Annotated in this window: 19 protein-coding genes and 2 tRNA genes; 10 read left to right on the top strand and 11 right to left on the bottom strand. The window is 68.3% G+C overall.

Annotated elements, in window-relative coordinates:
• Positions 1–142 precede the first annotated feature (142 nt).
• The gene (locus NGR01S_RS24345; protein WP_063040733.1) at positions 143–451 is read left to right on the top strand and encodes a MerR family transcriptional regulator; all 309 of its coding nucleotides are present in this window, start codon (positions 143–145) and stop codon (positions 449–451) included.
• A gap of 35 nt (positions 452–486) precedes the next feature.
• Entirely contained in the window at positions 487–867 is a 381-nt protein-coding gene (locus tag NGR01S_RS30495) for a tyrosine-type recombinase/integrase (protein WP_084481665.1), read from the top strand.
• On the opposite strand, the gene NGR01S_RS24340 is transcribed toward NGR01S_RS30495, so the two are convergent.
• From NGR01S_RS24340 to NGR01S_RS24330, 3 genes are all read right to left on the bottom strand, one after another.
• Positions 849–936: transfer RNA gene (locus NGR01S_RS24340), tRNA-Ser, on the bottom strand. The genes NGR01S_RS30495 and NGR01S_RS24340 overlap by 19 nt on opposite strands.
• A gap of 162 nt (positions 937–1,098) precedes the next feature.
• Positions 1,099–1,533 carry a nucleoside deaminase gene (locus NGR01S_RS24335; RefSeq protein WP_063040731.1) on the bottom strand — a complete coding sequence of 145 codons (435 nt, stop codon included), beginning with the start codon at positions 1,531–1,533 and terminating at the stop codon, positions 1,099–1,101.
• Positions 1,534–1,561: 28 nt separating this feature from the next.
• Positions 1,562–2,101: a tRNA adenosine deaminase-associated protein gene (locus NGR01S_RS24330; RefSeq protein ID WP_063040654.1), complete on the bottom strand. Its 540-nt coding sequence runs from the start codon at positions 2,099–2,101 to the stop codon at positions 1,562–1,564.
• 58 nt (positions 2,102–2,159) lie between these two features.
• On the opposite strand from NGR01S_RS24330, the gene NGR01S_RS24325 reads away from it, so the two are divergent.
• Entirely contained in the window at positions 2,160–3,125 is a 966-nt protein-coding gene (locus NGR01S_RS24325) for a prephenate dehydrogenase (protein ID WP_245664746.1), read from the top strand.
• 6 nt (positions 3,126–3,131) lie between these two features.
• On the opposite strand, the gene NGR01S_RS24320 is transcribed toward NGR01S_RS24325, so the two are convergent.
• Complete coding sequence (locus NGR01S_RS24320) at positions 3,132–3,746, bottom strand: putative glycolipid-binding domain-containing protein (protein WP_084481664.1); 615 nt, start codon at positions 3,744–3,746, stop codon at positions 3,132–3,134.
• Between the two features lie 246 nt (positions 3,747–3,992).
• Between NGR01S_RS24320 and NGR01S_RS24315 the strand changes: the two genes are divergently transcribed.
• Complete coding sequence (locus tag NGR01S_RS24315; RefSeq protein ID WP_063040649.1) at positions 3,993–5,015, top strand: zeta toxin family protein; 1,023 nt, start codon at positions 3,993–3,995, stop codon at positions 5,013–5,015.
• Between the two features lie 196 nt (positions 5,016–5,211).
• Here NGR01S_RS24315 and NGR01S_RS24310 read toward each other — a convergent pair whose 3' ends face one another.
• From NGR01S_RS24310 to NGR01S_RS24285, 6 genes are all read right to left on the bottom strand, one after another.
• Positions 5,212–5,613, bottom strand: a complete 402-nt coding sequence (locus NGR01S_RS24310) for a hypothetical protein (protein ID WP_157107415.1) — start codon at positions 5,611–5,613, stop codon at positions 5,212–5,214.
• 191 nt (positions 5,614–5,804) lie between these two features.
• Complete coding sequence (locus NGR01S_RS24305; RefSeq protein ID WP_063040646.1) at positions 5,805–6,302, bottom strand: hypothetical protein; 498 nt, start codon at positions 6,300–6,302, stop codon at positions 5,805–5,807.
• 1 nt (position 6,303) lies between these two features.
• Positions 6,304–6,978, bottom strand: a complete 675-nt coding sequence (locus tag NGR01S_RS24300) for a WXG100 family type VII secretion target (protein ID WP_157107414.1) — start codon at positions 6,976–6,978, stop codon at positions 6,304–6,306.
• 50 nt (positions 6,979–7,028) lie between these two features.
• Complete coding sequence (locus tag NGR01S_RS30490) at positions 7,029–7,355, bottom strand: type VII secretion target (RefSeq protein WP_084481662.1); 327 nt, start codon at positions 7,353–7,355, stop codon at positions 7,029–7,031.
• A 183-nt stretch (positions 7,356–7,538) separates the two neighbouring features.
• Positions 7,539–7,626 (bottom strand) — tRNA-Ser (locus tag NGR01S_RS24290).
• Positions 7,627–7,702: 76 nt separating this feature from the next.
• Positions 7,703–8,878 carry an alpha-hydroxy-acid oxidizing protein gene (locus NGR01S_RS24285; protein WP_063040642.1) on the bottom strand — a complete coding sequence of 392 codons (1,176 nt, stop codon included), beginning with the start codon at positions 8,876–8,878 and terminating at the stop codon, positions 7,703–7,705.
• A gap of 71 nt (positions 8,879–8,949) precedes the next feature.
• On the opposite strand from NGR01S_RS24285, the gene NGR01S_RS24280 reads away from it, so the two are divergent.
• Positions 8,950–9,960 carry an NAD(P)H-quinone oxidoreductase gene (locus NGR01S_RS24280; protein ID WP_063040725.1) on the top strand — a complete coding sequence of 337 codons (1,011 nt, stop codon included), beginning with the start codon at positions 8,950–8,952 and terminating at the stop codon, positions 9,958–9,960.
• 62 nt (positions 9,961–10,022) lie between these two features.
• Here the strand turns inward: NGR01S_RS24280 and NGR01S_RS24275 are convergent, their stop codons facing one another.
• Complete coding sequence (locus tag NGR01S_RS24275) at positions 10,023–11,225, bottom strand: cysteine desulfurase-like protein (protein ID WP_063040640.1); 1,203 nt, start codon at positions 11,223–11,225, stop codon at positions 10,023–10,025.
• A 114-nt stretch (positions 11,226–11,339) separates the two neighbouring features.
• Between NGR01S_RS24275 and NGR01S_RS24270 the strand changes: the two genes are divergently transcribed.
• The 5 genes from NGR01S_RS24270 to NGR01S_RS32690 all read left to right on the top strand — a co-directional run bounded on the left by NGR01S_RS24270 (position 11,340) and on the right by NGR01S_RS32690 (position 16,162).
• Positions 11,340–11,930: a bacterial proteasome activator family protein gene (locus tag NGR01S_RS24270; protein WP_084481660.1), complete on the top strand. Its 591-nt coding sequence runs from the start codon at positions 11,340–11,342 to the stop codon at positions 11,928–11,930.
• A 213-nt stretch (positions 11,931–12,143) separates the two neighbouring features.
• Positions 12,144–12,989 carry a galactan export ABC transporter permease subunit Wzm/RfbD gene (wzm, locus tag NGR01S_RS24265; protein WP_431939601.1) on the top strand — a complete coding sequence of 282 codons (846 nt, stop codon included), beginning with the start codon at positions 12,144–12,146 and terminating at the stop codon, positions 12,987–12,989.
• Between the two features lie 13 nt (positions 12,990–13,002).
• A complete protein-coding gene (wzt, locus tag NGR01S_RS24260; protein WP_063040636.1) occupies positions 13,003–13,869 on the top strand; it encodes a galactan export ABC transporter ATP-binding subunit Wzt/RfbE in 867 nt (288 codons plus the stop codon).
• A 596-nt stretch (positions 13,870–14,465) separates the two neighbouring features.
• On the top strand, positions 14,466–15,344 hold the full coding sequence (glfT1, locus tag NGR01S_RS24255; RefSeq protein ID WP_063040721.1) for a galactofuranosyltransferase GlfT1: 879 nt from the start codon (positions 14,466–14,468) through the stop codon (positions 15,342–15,344).
• Between the two features lie 125 nt (positions 15,345–15,469).
• Complete coding sequence (locus NGR01S_RS32690; RefSeq protein WP_245664745.1) at positions 15,470–16,162, top strand: hypothetical protein; 693 nt, start codon at positions 15,470–15,472, stop codon at positions 16,160–16,162.
• Positions 16,163–16,370 lie beyond the last annotated feature (208 nt).

Raw genomic sequence — 16,370 nt, 5'->3', positions numbered from 1 at the left:
GTTGCCCGTCGGTCACCCGCGAAGTTATGTAGTCGGGGTGATCGCCGACGTTTCGGTTACATGTCGGAAGACGAAGTAATTCTCCCCTTCAGTGCCCTGGCGCCGCAGGCGCCGGGGCACTTCGGCGTATGGAGACCACACGATTCCCGAACCCACGACCGCGAACGAGAAGTTCGACGATGACGACTACCCCGCCTACACCATGGGCGGCGCCGCCGACCTGCTCGGCACCACCCAAGCGTTCCTGCGCACCCTGGACGACGCGCACCTGATCACCCCGCAACGCTCGCCCGGCGGGCACCGCCGCTACTCCCGATACCAGCTGCGTATCGCTGCCCGCGAACTCATCGACCGCGGCACGCCCTTGGAAGCGACGTGTCGGATCATCATCCTCGAAGACCAACTCGCCGAGGCCCAGGAACCAAACGCCGAGCTCACCCAGCAGGATTGAGCGCGACCGGCTGTCTCTGGCCGCGAAAGTAGCTGATGCTCGGCTACTGCGCCCCACGGAGGGCGAGTTGGTCGCGCGGGTGGTTTACCGGGGCAGTGAACCGGACCATGGTGCAGCCGATCGCACCTCACGATCTGCGGCATACGTGTGCGTCGCCGGCGGTAAGTGCCGGCGCGAACGTTCTCGCCCTGGCGCGCCCACTCGGACACAAGGACGCCAAGGAGACGCTGCACACCTACGCGGACCTATTCGACGACGACTTGGACGAGGTCGCGCAGGCGATACACGACGCGCACGCCCGCCGGAATGTGGGCCAAATGTGGGCATTGGGCCCGGACGGGCGTTCTGCGGAGATGAAAAAAGCCCCTCACCTGACAATTCAGGTAAGGGGCTGGAGCGGTGGCGGAGGGATTTGAACCCTCGGAGGGGGGTTACCCCTCACACGCTTTCGAGGCGTGCTCCTTAGGCCGCTCGGACACGCCACCGCCCGCAACAATACCGGAACAGCCCCGTATCCCTAAATCGAGGGCCCGACCTGTGAATCTCCGGAGGCGCCCGTGCGATGAGCCCTCACCGTCGCGAATCCGCTCGGGGCCGTACCGGCAACCCACTCCGGCACCGATGCCGGAACTTCGATGAACAGGAACTCAGCGCTGGTTCCGGAAGAAATTGTCGAGGATCGACGCGCATTCGGCCTCCAGGATCCCGCCACGTACCTGGGGCCGGTGGTTGAGACGCCGGTCGCGGACCACATCCCACAACGAACCGACCGCCCCCGTCTTGGGCTCCCATGCCCCGAACAGCAGCCGGTCCACCCGGGCCGCCACCAGCGCGCCGGCGCACATGGTGCACGGCTCCAAGGTCACCGCGAGAGTTGTGCCGGTGAGCCGCCAGCCGTCGCCGTGCACCGCGGCCGCGCGGCGCAGGGCCAGCACCTCGGCATGGGCGGTGGGATCGCCGGATGCCTCGCGCGCATTGGTGGCGCGGGCCAGCTCGCGGCCCTGGTCGTCGAACACCACCGCGCCCACGGGTACATCCCGCGGGTCGGCGGTGGCGGCGACGGCGAGAGCCGTACGCACCATCTCGATATCGGCGAGCGGGACGCTCACCTCAGCGGGGCAGTTTGTCGAGCACCGCGGAGAACTCCGACGCGAAACCCAGCCGCTGGGCGATCATCGCGAGCTGTTCATCGGGATAGAGATCGGTCTCGGCGAGGATCACACTGAGCACCGGTTCGGGCAGGCCCAGATCGGCCAGGATGCCGAGGTCGCCCTCCTCCCACGGCTCGACATCGTCGAGTTCGTCGGGATCGATATCGGGGATCTCGACATGGAGTTCCTCGAGGACATCGGCGGCGATGTCGTAGTCGATCGCCGCGGTCGCGTCCGACACCAGCAGCCGGGTACCGCTGGGAGCGGGCCGGACCACGATGAAGAACTCGTCGTCGATGTCCAGGAGTCCGAAGACCGCGCCGGAGGAACGCAGAGCTTTCAGCTCGTTCTCCGCGGCCGACAGGGTGGTGAGCGCGGCCGAGGTCAACGGAGCGCACCGCCAGGTACCGTCTTCCCGGACAACGGCCACCGCGAACCCTTCCACGTCGTCGTAATCATCCGACGTCGCCCTGTTCGTCCCCGAGCGCTGTGCTGCCATGGGCGCAACGGTAGTCGGCCCGGGGCCGTTAGATGAAGTCGTATGCGAATCTGTTCCGGTGACTGCTGACGACCATACGGCGCTCTGTGTTCTCGGGACGGGTTTGATCGGGGGCTCGCTGCTGCGTGCGGCGACCGCGGCCGGTCGGACCTGCTGGGGATACAACCGCTCGGCGCCGGGCGTGGCGGCGGCCCGGACCTCGGGTTTCGATGTCAGCGACGATCTCGCGGCGGTACTGCGCCGGGCCGCCGAAGCCGATGCTCTCATCGTAGTGGCGGTGCCGATGCCGGCGGTGCACGCGATGCTCGACGCGATCGCCGAATACGCGCCGGGATGCGCGCTGACCGATGTGGTGAGTGTGAAGGCCCCTGTCGCGGCGGCGGTGCGGCGGTACGGACTCGAAGCCCGCTACGTCGGCGGGCACCCGATGGCGGGCACCGCCGAATCGGGCTGGCAGGCAACCGATACGGAATTGTTCCGCGGCGCGGCATGGGCGGTCGGGGTGGACCCGGGCACCGACGCGGGCGTCTGGACACGCGTCACCCGGCTGGCCCTGGACTGCGGTGCGGTAGCCGTCCCGGTGACCGCCTCCGAACACGACCGTGCCGTGGCCCGGATCTCCCACCTACCGCATGTTCTCGCCGAAGCGCTGGCGGTGGCCGGGGCCCGCGGCGGTGACCTCGCGCTCGGATTGGCGGCCGGGTCGTTCCGGGATGGCACCCGGGTCGCGGGCACCGCGCCCGATCTGGTGCGGGCGATCTGTGAACCCAACTCCGAGGCGCTGCTGGCGGTACTGGACGAGACGCTGACCGCGCTGGGTGAGGCCCGGGAGTCCCTCGGCGCGCAGACCTCCCTCGCCGAACTGACCGCGGCCGGTCACGCCGCCCGGCAGCGCTACGAAGCGGCCGAGCGCTGGGAGATCACCGACGTCTCCCCGGGCGCGCCGGGTTGGCTGGAGAAACTACAGGAAGCGGGCCGGGCGGGCGGGGTCGTCACCCACCTCGCGGCGTCGGCCGGCGACTGACCGTACTCAGACCCGCTCGGCCAGACCCGGGTAGTCCAGCACGAAACCGTCGGGATCGACGGTGAGGGTCGCGCTCGACACCGGCGAAAGGACGCTGATCCCGTCTTTGGCGCTGCTGTAGGTGAGATCGGCCTCCTGCACCGTCAGCTCCGGCAACCGGACATAGACCACCGGGACCTGCACATCCTCCATGGCGTGTTGCAGATCGAACCGGCGGATGGGCAGGGTGTTGAAGAACGGGCTGAGCACCACGTCCGCGTCGAGGGCGCCGCCGAACATGGACCGGATATGGGTGCCGGTGGCATCGACGAGCCAGTAGTTCTCCTCGTCGCGGGCCAGGGACGCGTGCCGCTCCCCGGCCGCGGTGGTGCTGCTCATCGACAGGCGCCTGGTCGCGCCGTTCTCGTCGGTGACCAGGTCGTAGGAGGCACTGAACGCGGTGTGCTCGCCGCACCCGCTGCCGACGATGCGGCCGCTGGCGCGGATCCGGTTGCCGTTGAGCGTTACGCGAACCGATTCCATCCGCGAGCCGTCGTGCGCGCGCCAGGTGAGAACCGCGGGCCACCGTCCGGCGGCCGGCGTCGCCGCCGGACCGGGGGTTACGTCGCTCGATTGCGTCACGTGTCCACCGTACGCAACACCCGCGCCCGCGGCGCTTATACGGGCCGTGTTCCGCGTCGCGGTGACGGCGGCTCCGACCCGCCTCCTATGCCGACACGGAGTGAGCGGGGATCCGCGACGCGAACCCGGTTACGCTCCCTCGCCGAGGTGCGTGGCCGCTCCGGCAGGTCCCCGGGGCCGCGGCCGAGTAGCACCGTGGGCTACCCACCGGCGAGAATCCGACACAATCACATCCTGTGGACTGATGTGAAGTACCTGCGGTCACCGGTTTCAGCGGTCGCGGCGCGGGGAGCCTGCCGAATCGGCAACGCGATCTACTCCGCGAGCGGCGAACTGCGGGGAACGGTGCACGGGCTCGCGAGCGAGCTGCGCAAGAGCGCCCTTCGCTTCGCGTTGTCCGATCACGATATGCGCCGGATATTCGAGACGAGAATCGTTCCCGAACAACTGGATATCCCGGGTCGGACCAAGGCGGCGACGGAGCGGCCCCGGCTGGTCGTCGCGCTGGCCCAGCCGGGTGCGGGAAAGTCCACGGCCATACGGGCCATCGTGGCGTCCTTCGGCGACCGCGGCGGCGCGGTCCCGCTGATCGCCGACGACTACATGCGGTACCACCCGATGTTCGCCGAACTCCGTGCGCACGACGACTTCACGGCCGGTGACCACCTCTATCCGACCGCGGAACGATGGCTCGATATGGCCATCGACCATGTGATCGCGGGCCGCCGGAACGCCGTCCTCGAGGAGGGCGCGGGCAACCCGGCGCGTGCGGCACGCGTCATCGAGCGCTTCCGGATGCACACCTATCACTCGACCGTCGAAGCCGTAGCGGTATCACGTCGGGAGAGCGGGGCATCGGTGCTCACCCGCTTCCTCGGTGAGCGCCTACGCGACGGTACCGGCCGATATGTGCCCACCCGCGCGCAGGACATCTGTTTCGACGGTTCGGCCGAGCTGCTGCGCCTGCTCGAATCGCCGCATCCACCGGTGGATGTCGACGAGATCAAGGTGCGCTCCCGCTCCGACCTGTTGTACGAGAACCACCGGACGGCGACGGGCGAATGGTCCGCACCGCCGGAGGGCGGACTGGTCCTGGCGGAGGAGCGGGGCCGCCCACGCACGCCGGCCGAGGAATACACCTACTCCGCGCGAAACCGGGATTTCCGGGAAGAGCTCACACAGGCATACGCCGGCCGCCCCGGGCAGGCCGCGGACTGGCACCGGCTGTGGAACGAGATGAACCTGGTGGAGGAGACGGTCCGAACCTGAACCCGGACGCATGCAGTACGGGCAACATCCAGCGGAGACCGAGAGATTCGAATCCCGGTCTCTCACCACTGTCGGTTTCGAGGCGCCTGCTCCGGCCGCTCTGCCACCTCTCCGAAAGCCTCGATCGGTGCCCGCATCCAGCGCTCGTCCGTCGTCCGACGGGCTGTTCCCGCATGAACACCGCCCCTACCGGTCCTCAGTCACCTGCCTCCGCTCGAAGCCGATCCACGGCCGTAACGAAGTCCGGGTGCGACGACACGATCAACTGCTCGGCCGAATCGGTCAACCAGACATCCGCGAAGTAGTCGGACCGCATCCAGGAGACCAGGCCGACAGCCATGGCGATGGGGAAGCATCCGGGCACGGCGGCGAAGCCCAGCGGCACATAGAGCTGCTCGACCCGGAAAACAACCGCCGCAACCAGCGCCCCGCTCGTCGCCACGACGATCAGCAGCATCAGCAGCGCAACCCGCCGGAACCGACGGACCTCGTGCATGCAGTATTCGCAGGCCGGATACTCGAACCGGAGGCAGGCCTGCACCCCGTAGTTCTCCCGCGGCTTCCAGGGCGGCCTGATCGATCCGAGGAAAGCCCGCATCGTCGGAATCTCCGACCCCGGCTGCCCCATGGAATTCACTGTGAAAGAACGACTCTCCACAGCAGGCCGGCCGTGTTCGCTGCACACAGCGGGCAATGACTCGGCAAGTTTCAGGTTCAGCGGTGCTGTCGTGAGAAGCGGGACACGGTCCGGATCCATCTCGGTCTCGAACAGCACCTTCTGCCGCCCGGTCACCGCAGCCAGCCGTTCTTCCAGCGATCACGGAAGTAGAGGTCGTCTTCATCGGGTTCGTCAGGGGTGACCACCTGGTCGCGATAGGACCCGCGACGGCCGCTCGCCGCAGAGGACACGGGCGGCTGCGGCGGCACCTGTGACTGTTGCGGAGGCGACGGCTCGGCCGACTGCGCCGGGACCGACCATGTCGGCGGCTGCTCACGGAGCTGGTCGAGCTGTCTTTGTCCCTGCTCCGCGAGCCGCTGGCGTTCCCCCTCGGGCATCTCCGCGAACTGCTGCATCGCCGCGGGCATGGTCTGATCGAGAACCGCGTTGAAAGCGTCGCTGCGCATCAATTCCCGAGCGCTGGCCCGGCCGTCGAGAATCGCACGGATCTGATCTTTCAGTCGCGGGTCGGTTGTGCCCGCCATGATGACCTGCAGCGCCTTCGAGAGCTGATGCGAGACCCCTAGGTCGCCGCGCGCGAGGTCGTGTACCGGCTCCGGTGAACTCACTTCACGCCCCTGGATGGTCGTAGGACTTCTGCGGCAGTGTGGGTAGGTCGCCGGTTTGGATCGCACCGAGGCCCGCGTAGATGAGCCCGGCCGTCCCTTCCAAACCGATATAGAGGGCGGACAGCTTCGAGACCATCATGTTGAATTCCGCGATTGCCCGGAGCGTGGTCAGGGTAGCGGCTGCGACCAGCGCCGCAGTGGCGACGACCCCGACACCGGTGGCCGCGGAAACCTTGACCGCAGCCCATTCGATGATCGCGATCGCGCCGATATCCAGCAGCGTCTGTACCGAATCGCCGATCGTCTTCGCGCCGTAGTACGCGGCGTTGGCGTAGTTTTTGATCTCGTCGGCGACAGCGTTCAAGGCATCGACCTGAGCCGTGACCGCGGTCGCCAGCTCGGCGAAGTACGTTTGCGCGTTCGTGGCCGCGTTGCCATCCCAGGTGGGGTCGACCGCCTTGGCCGCGTTCTCGACCTCGGTGGCGAAGCTCGTGTTGTAGGCCGCGAGATTCTCGACAGCCACACCCGCTTGCTGCAGCGCCTCCCAATCGCCGGCGACCTTCTGCGAGAACCACTCCACGGGGTCCACGCCGACAACATTCTTGAGCCAGGTACACGCCCAATACGTCGGTGAGATCTCGTTGGAGGTCACGAGGAACTCGAACTTGTCGTTCATGGGATCCTCGAGCGCGGGCTCGGCCAATTTCTCGACAGGTGCGCCGGCCATCACTTACCGGCCTCGTACGTGCGGTCCAATGCCGCGGCATTCGCGCGGTCCGTGGTCCGGTACATCTGCGCCACCGCGGCCAGTTCGGTCGCGGCGGCTGCGGACAGCCGGCCCAGTGTTTCGTAGTTCGGCTTCAACTTCGCATGGGCCTCGCTGACGGCACTCAGTCCGGGCCGGATCAGTCCACCGTCGCCCCATACCGTGTTGTCGACCACCAGCCATTTGTCGATGTAGGCCGTGGCGCTCGCATTCTCATCCGCCAGCTTCTGCAAGCTCGCCGAGAGTTTGTCGACTTCCTCCGGATCGACATCGAGTTCTTCCGGCATTCGTCCCGTCCCTCCCGCGGCGCTCCCACACCGCGTTCTGCATCGGCAAACCATTGCACAGCCGGACGGGCGGGGACAACCACTCGGCCGCGGCCACCGCGCGACCTACCGAGCCTTCTTGCGGAACAGGCCATTTGCGACGGGGCCACAGCCGGGGCCGACAGTCGATCGGACTGCCGATTCTGGCGGAGACGGAGGGATTTGAACCCCCGGTCGCTCTCACGACTCTCGCTTTCAAGGCGAGTGCATTCGGCCGCTCTGCCACGTCTCCAGGGCCTCGATGGTAACCGATAGGGCCGGGAGCGGCCCAAAGCCGACCATCGGTTACCGGGTAGCCGTCCGCGCGGTCAGCGGGGCACGGCGAGCAGGTCACGGGTGATGCCGGCGAGGTCGGCGCAACCGGAAAGTCCCATGGCGGAATCGAAATCGGCGAGCAGCAGGCGCAATGCGTGGCGTACCCCCGCGCTGCCGGCGATACCCAGGGCGTAGGCCCAGGGCCGGCCGTAACCCACCGCTTTGGCACCGAGAGCCAGTGCGACCAGCACATCCGAGCCGGACCGGATACCGGAGTCGAACAGCACATCGGCCCGGTCGCCGACCGCGCCGACCACCGCGCCGAGCGCGTCCAGCGCGGCGATCGAATTGTCGATCTGCCGGCCGCCGTGGTTGCTCACCCACACCGCGTCCGCGCCGGCGTCGACCAACAGCCGGGCGTCGTCGGGATGGAGCACACCCTTGACCGCGATCGGCAGATCGGTCCACTCCTGGAGCTTGGCCAGGTCGGCGGGACGCAGGGTGTGGTTGCCGAACAGGCCGACCCAGGTGAGGATCGCCATCCGCAGCGCGTCCTCGCTCTCCTCGGGCGGTGCGGACAGCTTCGCCCGGAAGACCGGGTCGGAAAGATAGTTGGCGATACCTTTGCCCAGCAGGAAGGGCAGATGGCCCAGTTCGAGATCCCGCGGCCGCCAGCCCAGGGCGGGGGTGTCCACGGTGACCACGATCGCCTTCGCCCCGGCCCGCTGCGCGCGCTCCACGAACGAACGCGCCAGCTCGTCGTCGGCGGGCCAGTACAGCTGGTACCACCAGTCGCCGGCGACCTCGCCCACCTCCTCGATGGTCGCGGAGGACGCGGTGGACAGGACGGTGCCGACCCCCAGCTCCTTCGCGGCCCGGGCCACCACCACCTCGCCCTTCTCATGCAGTAGTTCCAGCACCCCGACCGGCGAGGTCAGCACCGGGGCGGCCAGTTTGGTGCCGAGCACCTCGACCGCGGTGTCGCGCGCACCCGGACCGCTGGTCCCGCAGAGCATGCGCGGCACGATCCGGTACCGATCGAACGCGGAGGTGTTGGCCGCGGCCGTGCGTCCGGTGGAGGCGCTACCGGCCACATAGGCGTACGCGCGTGCGTCGAGCAACTCCCGGGCCCGGTCCGCGAACCCGTCCGCGCTCATCGGCAGTTCGGGGACGGTCCCGCCCATTCCCTGGAGATAGATCTCGTTCTGGAAGTCGATGAAGCTGCTCACGGCGCTCACGCTAGCCGTGTCCGGCCAGTCGCGGGCACCCTCTCGGCAATTTCTCATGCAGTATGGGTCCCGTGCGTGCGATCAACTTGAACGGATTCGGCGGCCCCGAGGTGATGGAGTGGTCCGACGCCCCGGACCCGGTACCCGGGCATGGCGAGGTACTGATCGACGTGGCGGCGGCCGGGGTGAACCGGGCCGATCTGCTACAGCGGCGCGGCCTGTACGCGCCTCCGCCGGGCATCACCGCCGTGCCCGGGCTGGAATGCTCGGGGGTGATCGCGGCCGTCGGCGAGGGTGTCCGGGAATGGTCGGTCGGCGACCGGGTGTGTGCGCTGCTGTCCGGCGGCGGGTACGCCGAGAAAGTGGTGGTCCCCACCGGTCAGGTGCTACCGGTGCCGGATGGCGTGGATCTGGCGGCGGCCGCGGGACTGCCCGAGGTCGCGGCGACGGTCTGGTCGAATCTGGTACTGACCGCCGGCCTGCACTCCGGGCAGTTGCTGCTGATCCACGGCGGTGGCAGCGGTATCGGCACCCACGCCATCCAGGTGGCGGCGCAGCTGGGCGCCCGGGTCGCGGTGACGGCCGGGTCGGCGGCGAAACTGGCACGCTGCGCGGAACTGGGCGCGAGCGTGCTCATCAACTACCGGGAACACGACTTCGTCGATCTGATCCGGGCCGAACAGGGCCTGGGCGGGCCGGGCGCGGATATAATCCTCGACAACATGGGCGCTGCCTACCTCGGGCGCAATGTGGCGGCGCTGGCCCTGGACGGGCAGGTGCTGGTGATCGGCATGCAGGGCGGGGTGAACGCCGAACTGAACCTGGGCGAGCTCATGGCCAAACGCGGGACGGTGCGTGCGATCAAACTGCGCGATCGCCCGGCCACGGGCCGCGGCAGCAAAGCCGACATCATCGCCGAGGTACAGGCGCACGTCTGGCCGCTGCTGGAGACGGGCGCGGTCGTCCCGGTGATCCACGCCGAGGTCCCGGTGGCCGAGGCGGCCCGGGCACACGAACTGCTCGACGAACACGACACGTTCGGCAAGGTGATCTTGCGGATCGGTAACGAGGGCGTGAGCTGACCGGGCCGGTAGGAGAAGAGCCCGACCACGGAGGCCCGCGCGCCCGAAAGCGGCCGGGCCGGTCAGCCGAGCGCGGCCAGGGCCCGGCCGAACTGATCGATCTCCCGGCGAGTCGTGTACGGCGCGAGACCAATGGTCACCGCGCCGCCCTCGTCGTTCACACCCAATGCGTCCAGTAACCGGCTGCCGCCGTGCGAGCCCGCCAGCACATTGATGCGCTTGTCCGCCAGCTCGGCGGCGATCTTCTCCGCCTGCATACCGTCGATGGTGAAACTGACCGTCGGGATCCGGGTGGAGGCCCGGCCGATCACGGTGAGCCCGCCGATCTTCTCCAAGGTGCTCATCAGATGGTCGAACAGCTGGTCGTGGTAGTCCTGCAACGAGGTGATCGACAGTTCCAGCCGCTCCCGGCGGGTGCCGCGGGCCCGTTCGTCGAGCCCGGCCAGATAGTCGATCGAGGTGGTGAGACCGGCCAGCAGCGCGTACTGGTGCCCGCCGACCTCGAGCCGCTCGGGGCCCTTGGCGTAGGGGTTCAGCGACATGGACGGGATCCGGTCCAGGAACGCCGGGTCCCGGAAGACGAGCGCGCCGACCTGCGGACCGCCCCAGCTCGGCGCGCTCAACGCGACCACATCGGCGTTCAGGTCGTCGATACCGATCAGCGCGTACGGTGCGGCGCCGACCGCGTCCGCGACCAGCAGGCCGCCGACCTCGTGTACCCGTTCGGCCGCGACCCGCACCGAGGGCGCCGAACCCACGATCGGTGAGGCCGCCGTGAGCGCTACCAGCCGGGCGGTGGGCCCGATGAGCTCCTCGAACTGCCAGGCCGGCATCTCGCAGGTCTCGATCTCCACCTCGGCCCAGCGCACATGGGCGCCGTAGCGGTTGGCGATCCGCAGCCACGGCGCCACATTCGCCTCGTCGTCCAGCCGGGACAGCACGATCCCGGTGCCCAGGCCCAACCGGGAACTCAGGGATTCGGCGAGCCAGGCCAGTAGGACGGCGCGGTCCGGCCCCAGCACGACCCCGCTGGGATCCGCGCCGACCAGATCCGCGACGGCCACCCGGGCGTCGTGCAGCATATCGGCGCTGCGTTTGGCGGCATCGTGACGGCCGAGGTGGGAGAACGACGACGAGCGGAAACCGATGGACACCGCGCGCGAGACAGAATCCGGAACAAGCATGCCCGCCTGCGGAGCCAGGTTGATCCAGCCGTCGGCGAGGGAGGGGATAAGGCCCCGGACCCGCGCGACGTCGTAAGTCATGCAGGTCACTTTAAGGCAGCGCACATATTCCGGTAACCCTGGTCCGGGGTCTGCAACCCGCGTCACCACCACCGGCTTTAGCGCGTTCGGCGCGAACACGACATGATGGGGACCATGACGCAATCGGATGACGCATCGGATCCCGTTGTCGTGATCGGCCCCGAGGGCCGTCCGCTGGTGCTGCCCGCGGGCGCCGCGGCGAGCGCGTCCTACCCCGGGCGGGAGACGCCCGAGCAGGAGGGCGCCGAGCGCGACACCTCCGAATCGCTGGCCGATATGGTCGAGCAGCCGGCCAAGGTCATGCGGATCGGCACCATGATCAAACAGCTGCTCGAGGAGGTGCGGGCGGCCCCGCTCGACGACGCGAGCCGGACCCGGCTGGCCGAGATCCACAAATCCTCCATCCGGGAGCTGGAACAGGGCCTCGCACCGGAGCTGCGTGCGGAACTGGAACGGCTGGCCCTGCCGTTCAGCGAGGACGCCGTCCCCTCGGACGCGGAACTGCGTATCGCGCAGGCGCAGCTGGTGGGCTGGCTGGAGGGCCTGTTCCACGGCATCCAGACGGCGCTGTTCGCCCAGCAGATGGCCGCACGGGCACAGCTGGAGCAGATGCGCCAGGGCGCCCTGCCTCCGGGTATCCATACCGCCGAGGGTCGCGGCGCGCAGCCGGGCCCGTCCATCGGAGGCACCGGACAATACCTCTGAACGCGGTGGTGTATAGGCGGCCGGTACCGCGACTCGTCCACCGAGGTAGTGTCGTGCACCGTGCCTGCAGCTTCCGCTCGCTCCGACCTGGTAAACCCTGACGATCCGGAGAGCACCGACGAGAGCCCGGTGCGCCCCGACCACGACCCCGCCGCAGATGAGAAGCCCGTGAGTTCCGAGCAGACCCCGGTCGCCGGCGCCGATACCGCCGAGGTGACCGCCACGGATCCCATCCAGTCCGATTCGCAGTCCTGGTCCCGGGCCTGGCGCGATATCCGCGACGGGTTCGGGCAGCGCGAACTGTGGCTTTCGCTGGGTTGGCAGGACATCAAACAGCGCTACCGGCGGTCGGTGCTGGGGCCGTTCTGGATCACCATCGCCACCGGTGTGCAGGCCACCGCCATCGGCATCCTGTACGCCGCGCTGCTCGGCCAGCCGCTCACCGAGTATCTGCCGTACGTGGCGGTCGGCCTGATCGTGTGGAACGTCATCAACGCTTCGATCCTGGAGGGCGCGGATGTCTTCGTCGCCAACGAGGGACTGATCAAACAGCTGCCGTCCGCGCTGAGTGTGCACGTGTACCGGCTGGTCTGGCGGCAGATCCTGTTCTTCGCGCACAACGCGGCGATCTACTTCGTCGTACTGGCGCTGTTCGGGGTCTGGCGTGAACTGCACTGGACCGCGATCTTCGCGATACCGGCCCTGATGCTGCTGTTCCTCAACGCCATGTGGGTCTCGGTGCTGTTCGGCATCTTCAGCACCCGCTACCGCGATATCGCGCCGATCCTGGGCAGTATGACGCTGATGCTGTTCGTACTCACCCCGGTGATGTGGAACACCAAGAGCCTGCAGGAGCAGGGCGGTCAGGTCGCCGAACGGGCCCGGCTGGCCGAAGTGGTGCCCACCTACCACTATCTGGAGATCGTGCGCGCACCGCTGCTCGGCGACGATCAGAAGCTGTACCACTGGGCGATCGTCGGCGCTATCACCGTGGTGGGCTGGATCGCGGCTGCTTTGGCAATGCGCCGGTACCGTTCGCGCGTGCCCTACTGGGTTTAGGAGTCAGGCGATCATGAGTGATCATGTGAGTATCGAAACCCGCAACGCGTGGGTGGAGTTCCCGATCTTCGACGCGAAATCCCGGTCGCTGAAAAAGGCGTTCCTGGGTAAGGCGGGCGGTTCGATCGGCCGCAACCAGTCCGATGTCGTGGTGGTCGAGGCCCTACGCGATATCAACCTGTCGCTGAAAGAGGGCGATCGGGTGGGCCTGGTCGGCCACAACGGCGCGGGCAAGTCCACGCTGCTGCGGCTGCTGTCCGGGATCTACGAGCCCTCGCGCGGTAGCGCGCGGATCCGCGGGCGGGTCGCGCCGGTGTTCGACCTGGGTGTCGGAATGGACCCGGAGATCTCCGGCTACGAGAACATCATCATCCGCGGCCTGTTCCTGGGACAGACTCGCAAGCAGATGCTGTCCAAGATCGACGAGATCGCCGATTTCACCGAACTCGGCGAATATCTGTCCATGCCGCTGCGCACCTATTCGACCGGTATGCGGGTCCGCTTGGCGATGGGCGTGGTGACCTCCATCGACCCGGAGATCCTGCTGCTCGACGAGGGGATCGGCGCGGTCGACGCGGAATTCATGAAGAAGGCGCGGATCCGGTTGCAGCAGTTGGTCGCCCGCTCGGGCATCCTGGTGTTCGCCAGCCATTCCAACGAGTTCCTGGCCCAGCTCTGCGATACCGCCATGTGGATCGATCACGGGCAGGTGCGATTGCAGGGCGGAATCGAAGAGGTCGTCCGGGCCTACGAGGGTCCGGACGCGGGTAATCATGTGGCGACGGTCCTGCGGGAGATCGAGGCCGAGAAGTCCGATCGTGCCGACGACGCACCGGAGTCGGCCGACGGCGAACGAGAACTGGAGAACAACACAGCATGAGCGAGTCAGGCCCGAAGGCGGAAGCGGAGCGTGACCACGTAGGGCCCTCGATCATGCTCGAACAGAACAGCATGAGCGAGTCAGGCCCGAAGGCGGAAGCGGAGCGTGACCACGTAGGGCCCTCGCTCATGCTCGAACAGAACAGCATGAGCGAGTCAGGCCCGAAGGCGGAAGCGGAGCGTGACCACGTAGGGCCCTCGACAGTGCCCGACGACAGCATGAGTGGGTCCGGCTCCGGGGCGGAAGCGGCGCGTGACCACGCCGGACCCTCGACAGTGCCCGACGACAACACGAGTGAGTCCGGCTCCGGCGCGGAAGCAGAGCGTGACCCGGCAGCGTCCTCCCCCGTGCCCGGCGGACACAGCGGCAGCGAGTCGGCTCCAGAAGCGAAAGACGGTCGCCACGAGGCGGAGTCCACGCCGACAACCGATGAACAAACCGGCGAACCGACACCGGAAGTCCCGGAGGAGGTCGACGACACGGAGGCCTCGCCGGTCGCCGGTGGACGCGGCACCGCCGGCCTCCGACGTCCGGCTCCGGAGCACGACGCGGCCGCCGCGGCGCTACCGGAGGTCGAGTACGGACCGGACGCCAAGATCGTCGCCGTAGTGGTCACGCACAAGCGTCGCGAGCTGCTCGCCGAATCGCTGAAAGCCGTCGCCACGCAATCGCGCGCCGTCGATCACCTGATCGTGATCGATAACGGCAACGAGGCCGAAGTGGCCGAACTGGTGACGGAGCAGCCCATCGAGACCACCTATCTCGGTTCGGCGCACAATCTGGGCGGGGCGGGCGGTTTCGCGCTGGGCATGCTGCACGCGCTGAGCCTGGGCGCCGACTGGGTCTGGCTGGCCGACGACGACGGCCGGCCGGAGGGCCCCGAGGTACTGGCCACCCTGTTCGACTGCGCGCGACGCCACGAACTGGTGGAGGTCTCGCCGGTCGTCTGCGATATCGACGAACCGGACCGGTTGGCGTTTCCGCTGCGTCGCGGCGTGGTGTGGCGGCGCCTGCGATCGGAACTCGGCGGCGAGGACTTCCTGCCCGGCATCGCTTCGCTGTTCAACGGGGCCCTGATCTCCGCGCAGGCGGTGGACGTGATCGGTGTGCCGGATCTGCGGCTGTTCGTGCGCGGCGACGAGGTCGAGGTGCACCGGCGGCTGGTCCGGTCGGGGCTACCCTTCGGAACCTGCCTGCAAACCGCGTATCTGCACCCCAACGGCGCGGCCGAGTTCAAGCCGATCCTCGGTGGCCGGATGCACACCCAGTACCCGGACGATCCGGTGAAGCGGTACTTCACCTACCGCAACCGGGGCTACCTCATGTCCCAGCCGGGTATGCGAAAGCTGCTGCCCCAGGAATGGATTCGTTTCTCCTGGTTCTTCCTGGTGACCCGCCGCGATCCGGCCGGATTGCGCGAGTGGTTCCATCTGCGCAGCCTCGGCCGCAACGAGCAGTTCCAGAAACCGGACTAGTCCGCGGCACACGCCGGCACTCGCATCGGTCGCCCACCGGACAACCAGGGTTGACGACCGATGCGAGAGATTCCTCCCCGCCGGGTAAGTTCGGCTGGCAATCTGCATGATTCGGGAGGAGATCGATGAGTTACCCCGGCGGTCAGCCGCCACAGGGCCAACCCGCCCCCGGCCAGTTCCCGCCGCCGCAGCAGCAGTTCGCGGCGCCGGCGCCGAACCAGGGTGGGCAGCCACAGTATCCAGGGGGGCCACAGGGCGGCCCGCAGCCGTGGGGCGCGCCGCCGCTCGGGCAGCCGCCACAGGGTTTCGGGCAGCCGCCCGCCCAGCCGCAGTACGCCGGCGGACCGTACGCGCAGCCGGCCGGGCAGCCCGCGCCCCAGTTCGGTCCGGGCGGGCCGCCCGGGCCCTACGGGCAGCCGCCCCAGGCCGCGCCCAACGACCCGCCGGGTATCACGGTGGACTGCTCCTACACTCCGATGGCGATCCTGCTCGCGATCACCAAACCCAAGATCATGGTGAACGGGCAGCGAGTGCCGAACACCCGGTGGGGTGCCAACCACATTCCGGTCGGCCCGGGTCAGTACCACGTGCGGGTTACGACGCCCTGGCTGTTCGATACGGGTCCGGCCGATGTGGCGGTGCCGGTGCAGCCCGGGCAGGCGGTCCGGTACTACTACCGGACACCGGCGCTCATCTTCCTCAACGGCGCGATCGGGCCGGTTCCGCAGAAGACCCCCGGCGTGGCGGTCATGTACGTGATCTGGGCATTCATCGCCCTGATCTTCCTGCTGAACATCCTGATGATCGCCACGATGTGAACGGATGTCCGCATGCGGCGGGTCGCCTCGGCCCCGCCGCGTGCGGAGCATTCGTCCCCGCCCCGCCGCATCCGAGCCGCAGGCTCCGGCTGCCGCTCCGCCCCCGACACCAGGGCACCGGATCGCGCGGTCCCTGGGCAAGCCCGCACCTGTTGCCTACGCTCGAAGCGCAGCGCCGAACGTACGGCGGTCGGCGCCCGCGACCAAC

Source organism: Nocardia grenadensis NBRC 108939, from assembly GCF_001613445.1.
In the GTDB taxonomy this organism is placed as follows: Bacteria; Actinomycetota; Actinomycetes; order Mycobacteriales; family Mycobacteriaceae; genus Nocardia; species Nocardia grenadensis.
This window is presented reverse-complemented; position numbering and strand designations above follow the sequence as displayed.

Coding starts and splice junctions, on each gene's coding strand:
- NGR01S_RS30495 (WP_084481665.1), top strand. CDS start 487: ATGCTCGGCTACTGCGCCCCACGGAGGGCGAGTTGGTCGCGCGGGTGG.
- NGR01S_RS24335 (WP_063040731.1), bottom strand. CDS start 1,533: ATGGTGCGTACGGCTCTCGCCGTCGCCGCCACCGCCGACCCGCGGGAT.
- NGR01S_RS24330 (WP_063040654.1), bottom strand. CDS start 2,101: ATGGCAGCACAGCGCTCGGGGACGAACAGGGCGACGTCGGATGATTAC.
- NGR01S_RS24310 (WP_157107415.1), bottom strand. CDS start 5,613: ATGCGGGCTTTCCTCGGATCGATCAGGCCGCCCTGGAAGCCGCGGGAG.
- NGR01S_RS24300 (WP_157107414.1), bottom strand. CDS start 6,978: ATGAACGACAAGTTCGAGTTCCTCGTGACCTCCAACGAGATCTCACCG.
- NGR01S_RS30490 (WP_084481662.1), bottom strand. CDS start 7,355: ATGCCGGAAGAACTCGATGTCGATCCGGAGGAAGTCGACAAACTCTCG.
- NGR01S_RS24275 (WP_063040640.1), bottom strand. CDS start 11,225: ATGACTTACGACGTCGCGCGGGTCCGGGGCCTTATCCCCTCCCTCGCC.
- NGR01S_RS24270 (WP_084481660.1), top strand. CDS start 11,340: ATGACGCAATCGGATGACGCATCGGATCCCGTTGTCGTGATCGGCCCC.
- wzt (WP_063040636.1), top strand. CDS start 13,003: ATGAGTGATCATGTGAGTATCGAAACCCGCAACGCGTGGGTGGAGTTC.
- NGR01S_RS32690 (WP_245664745.1), top strand. CDS start 15,470: ATGAGTTACCCCGGCGGTCAGCCGCCACAGGGCCAACCCGCCCCCGGC.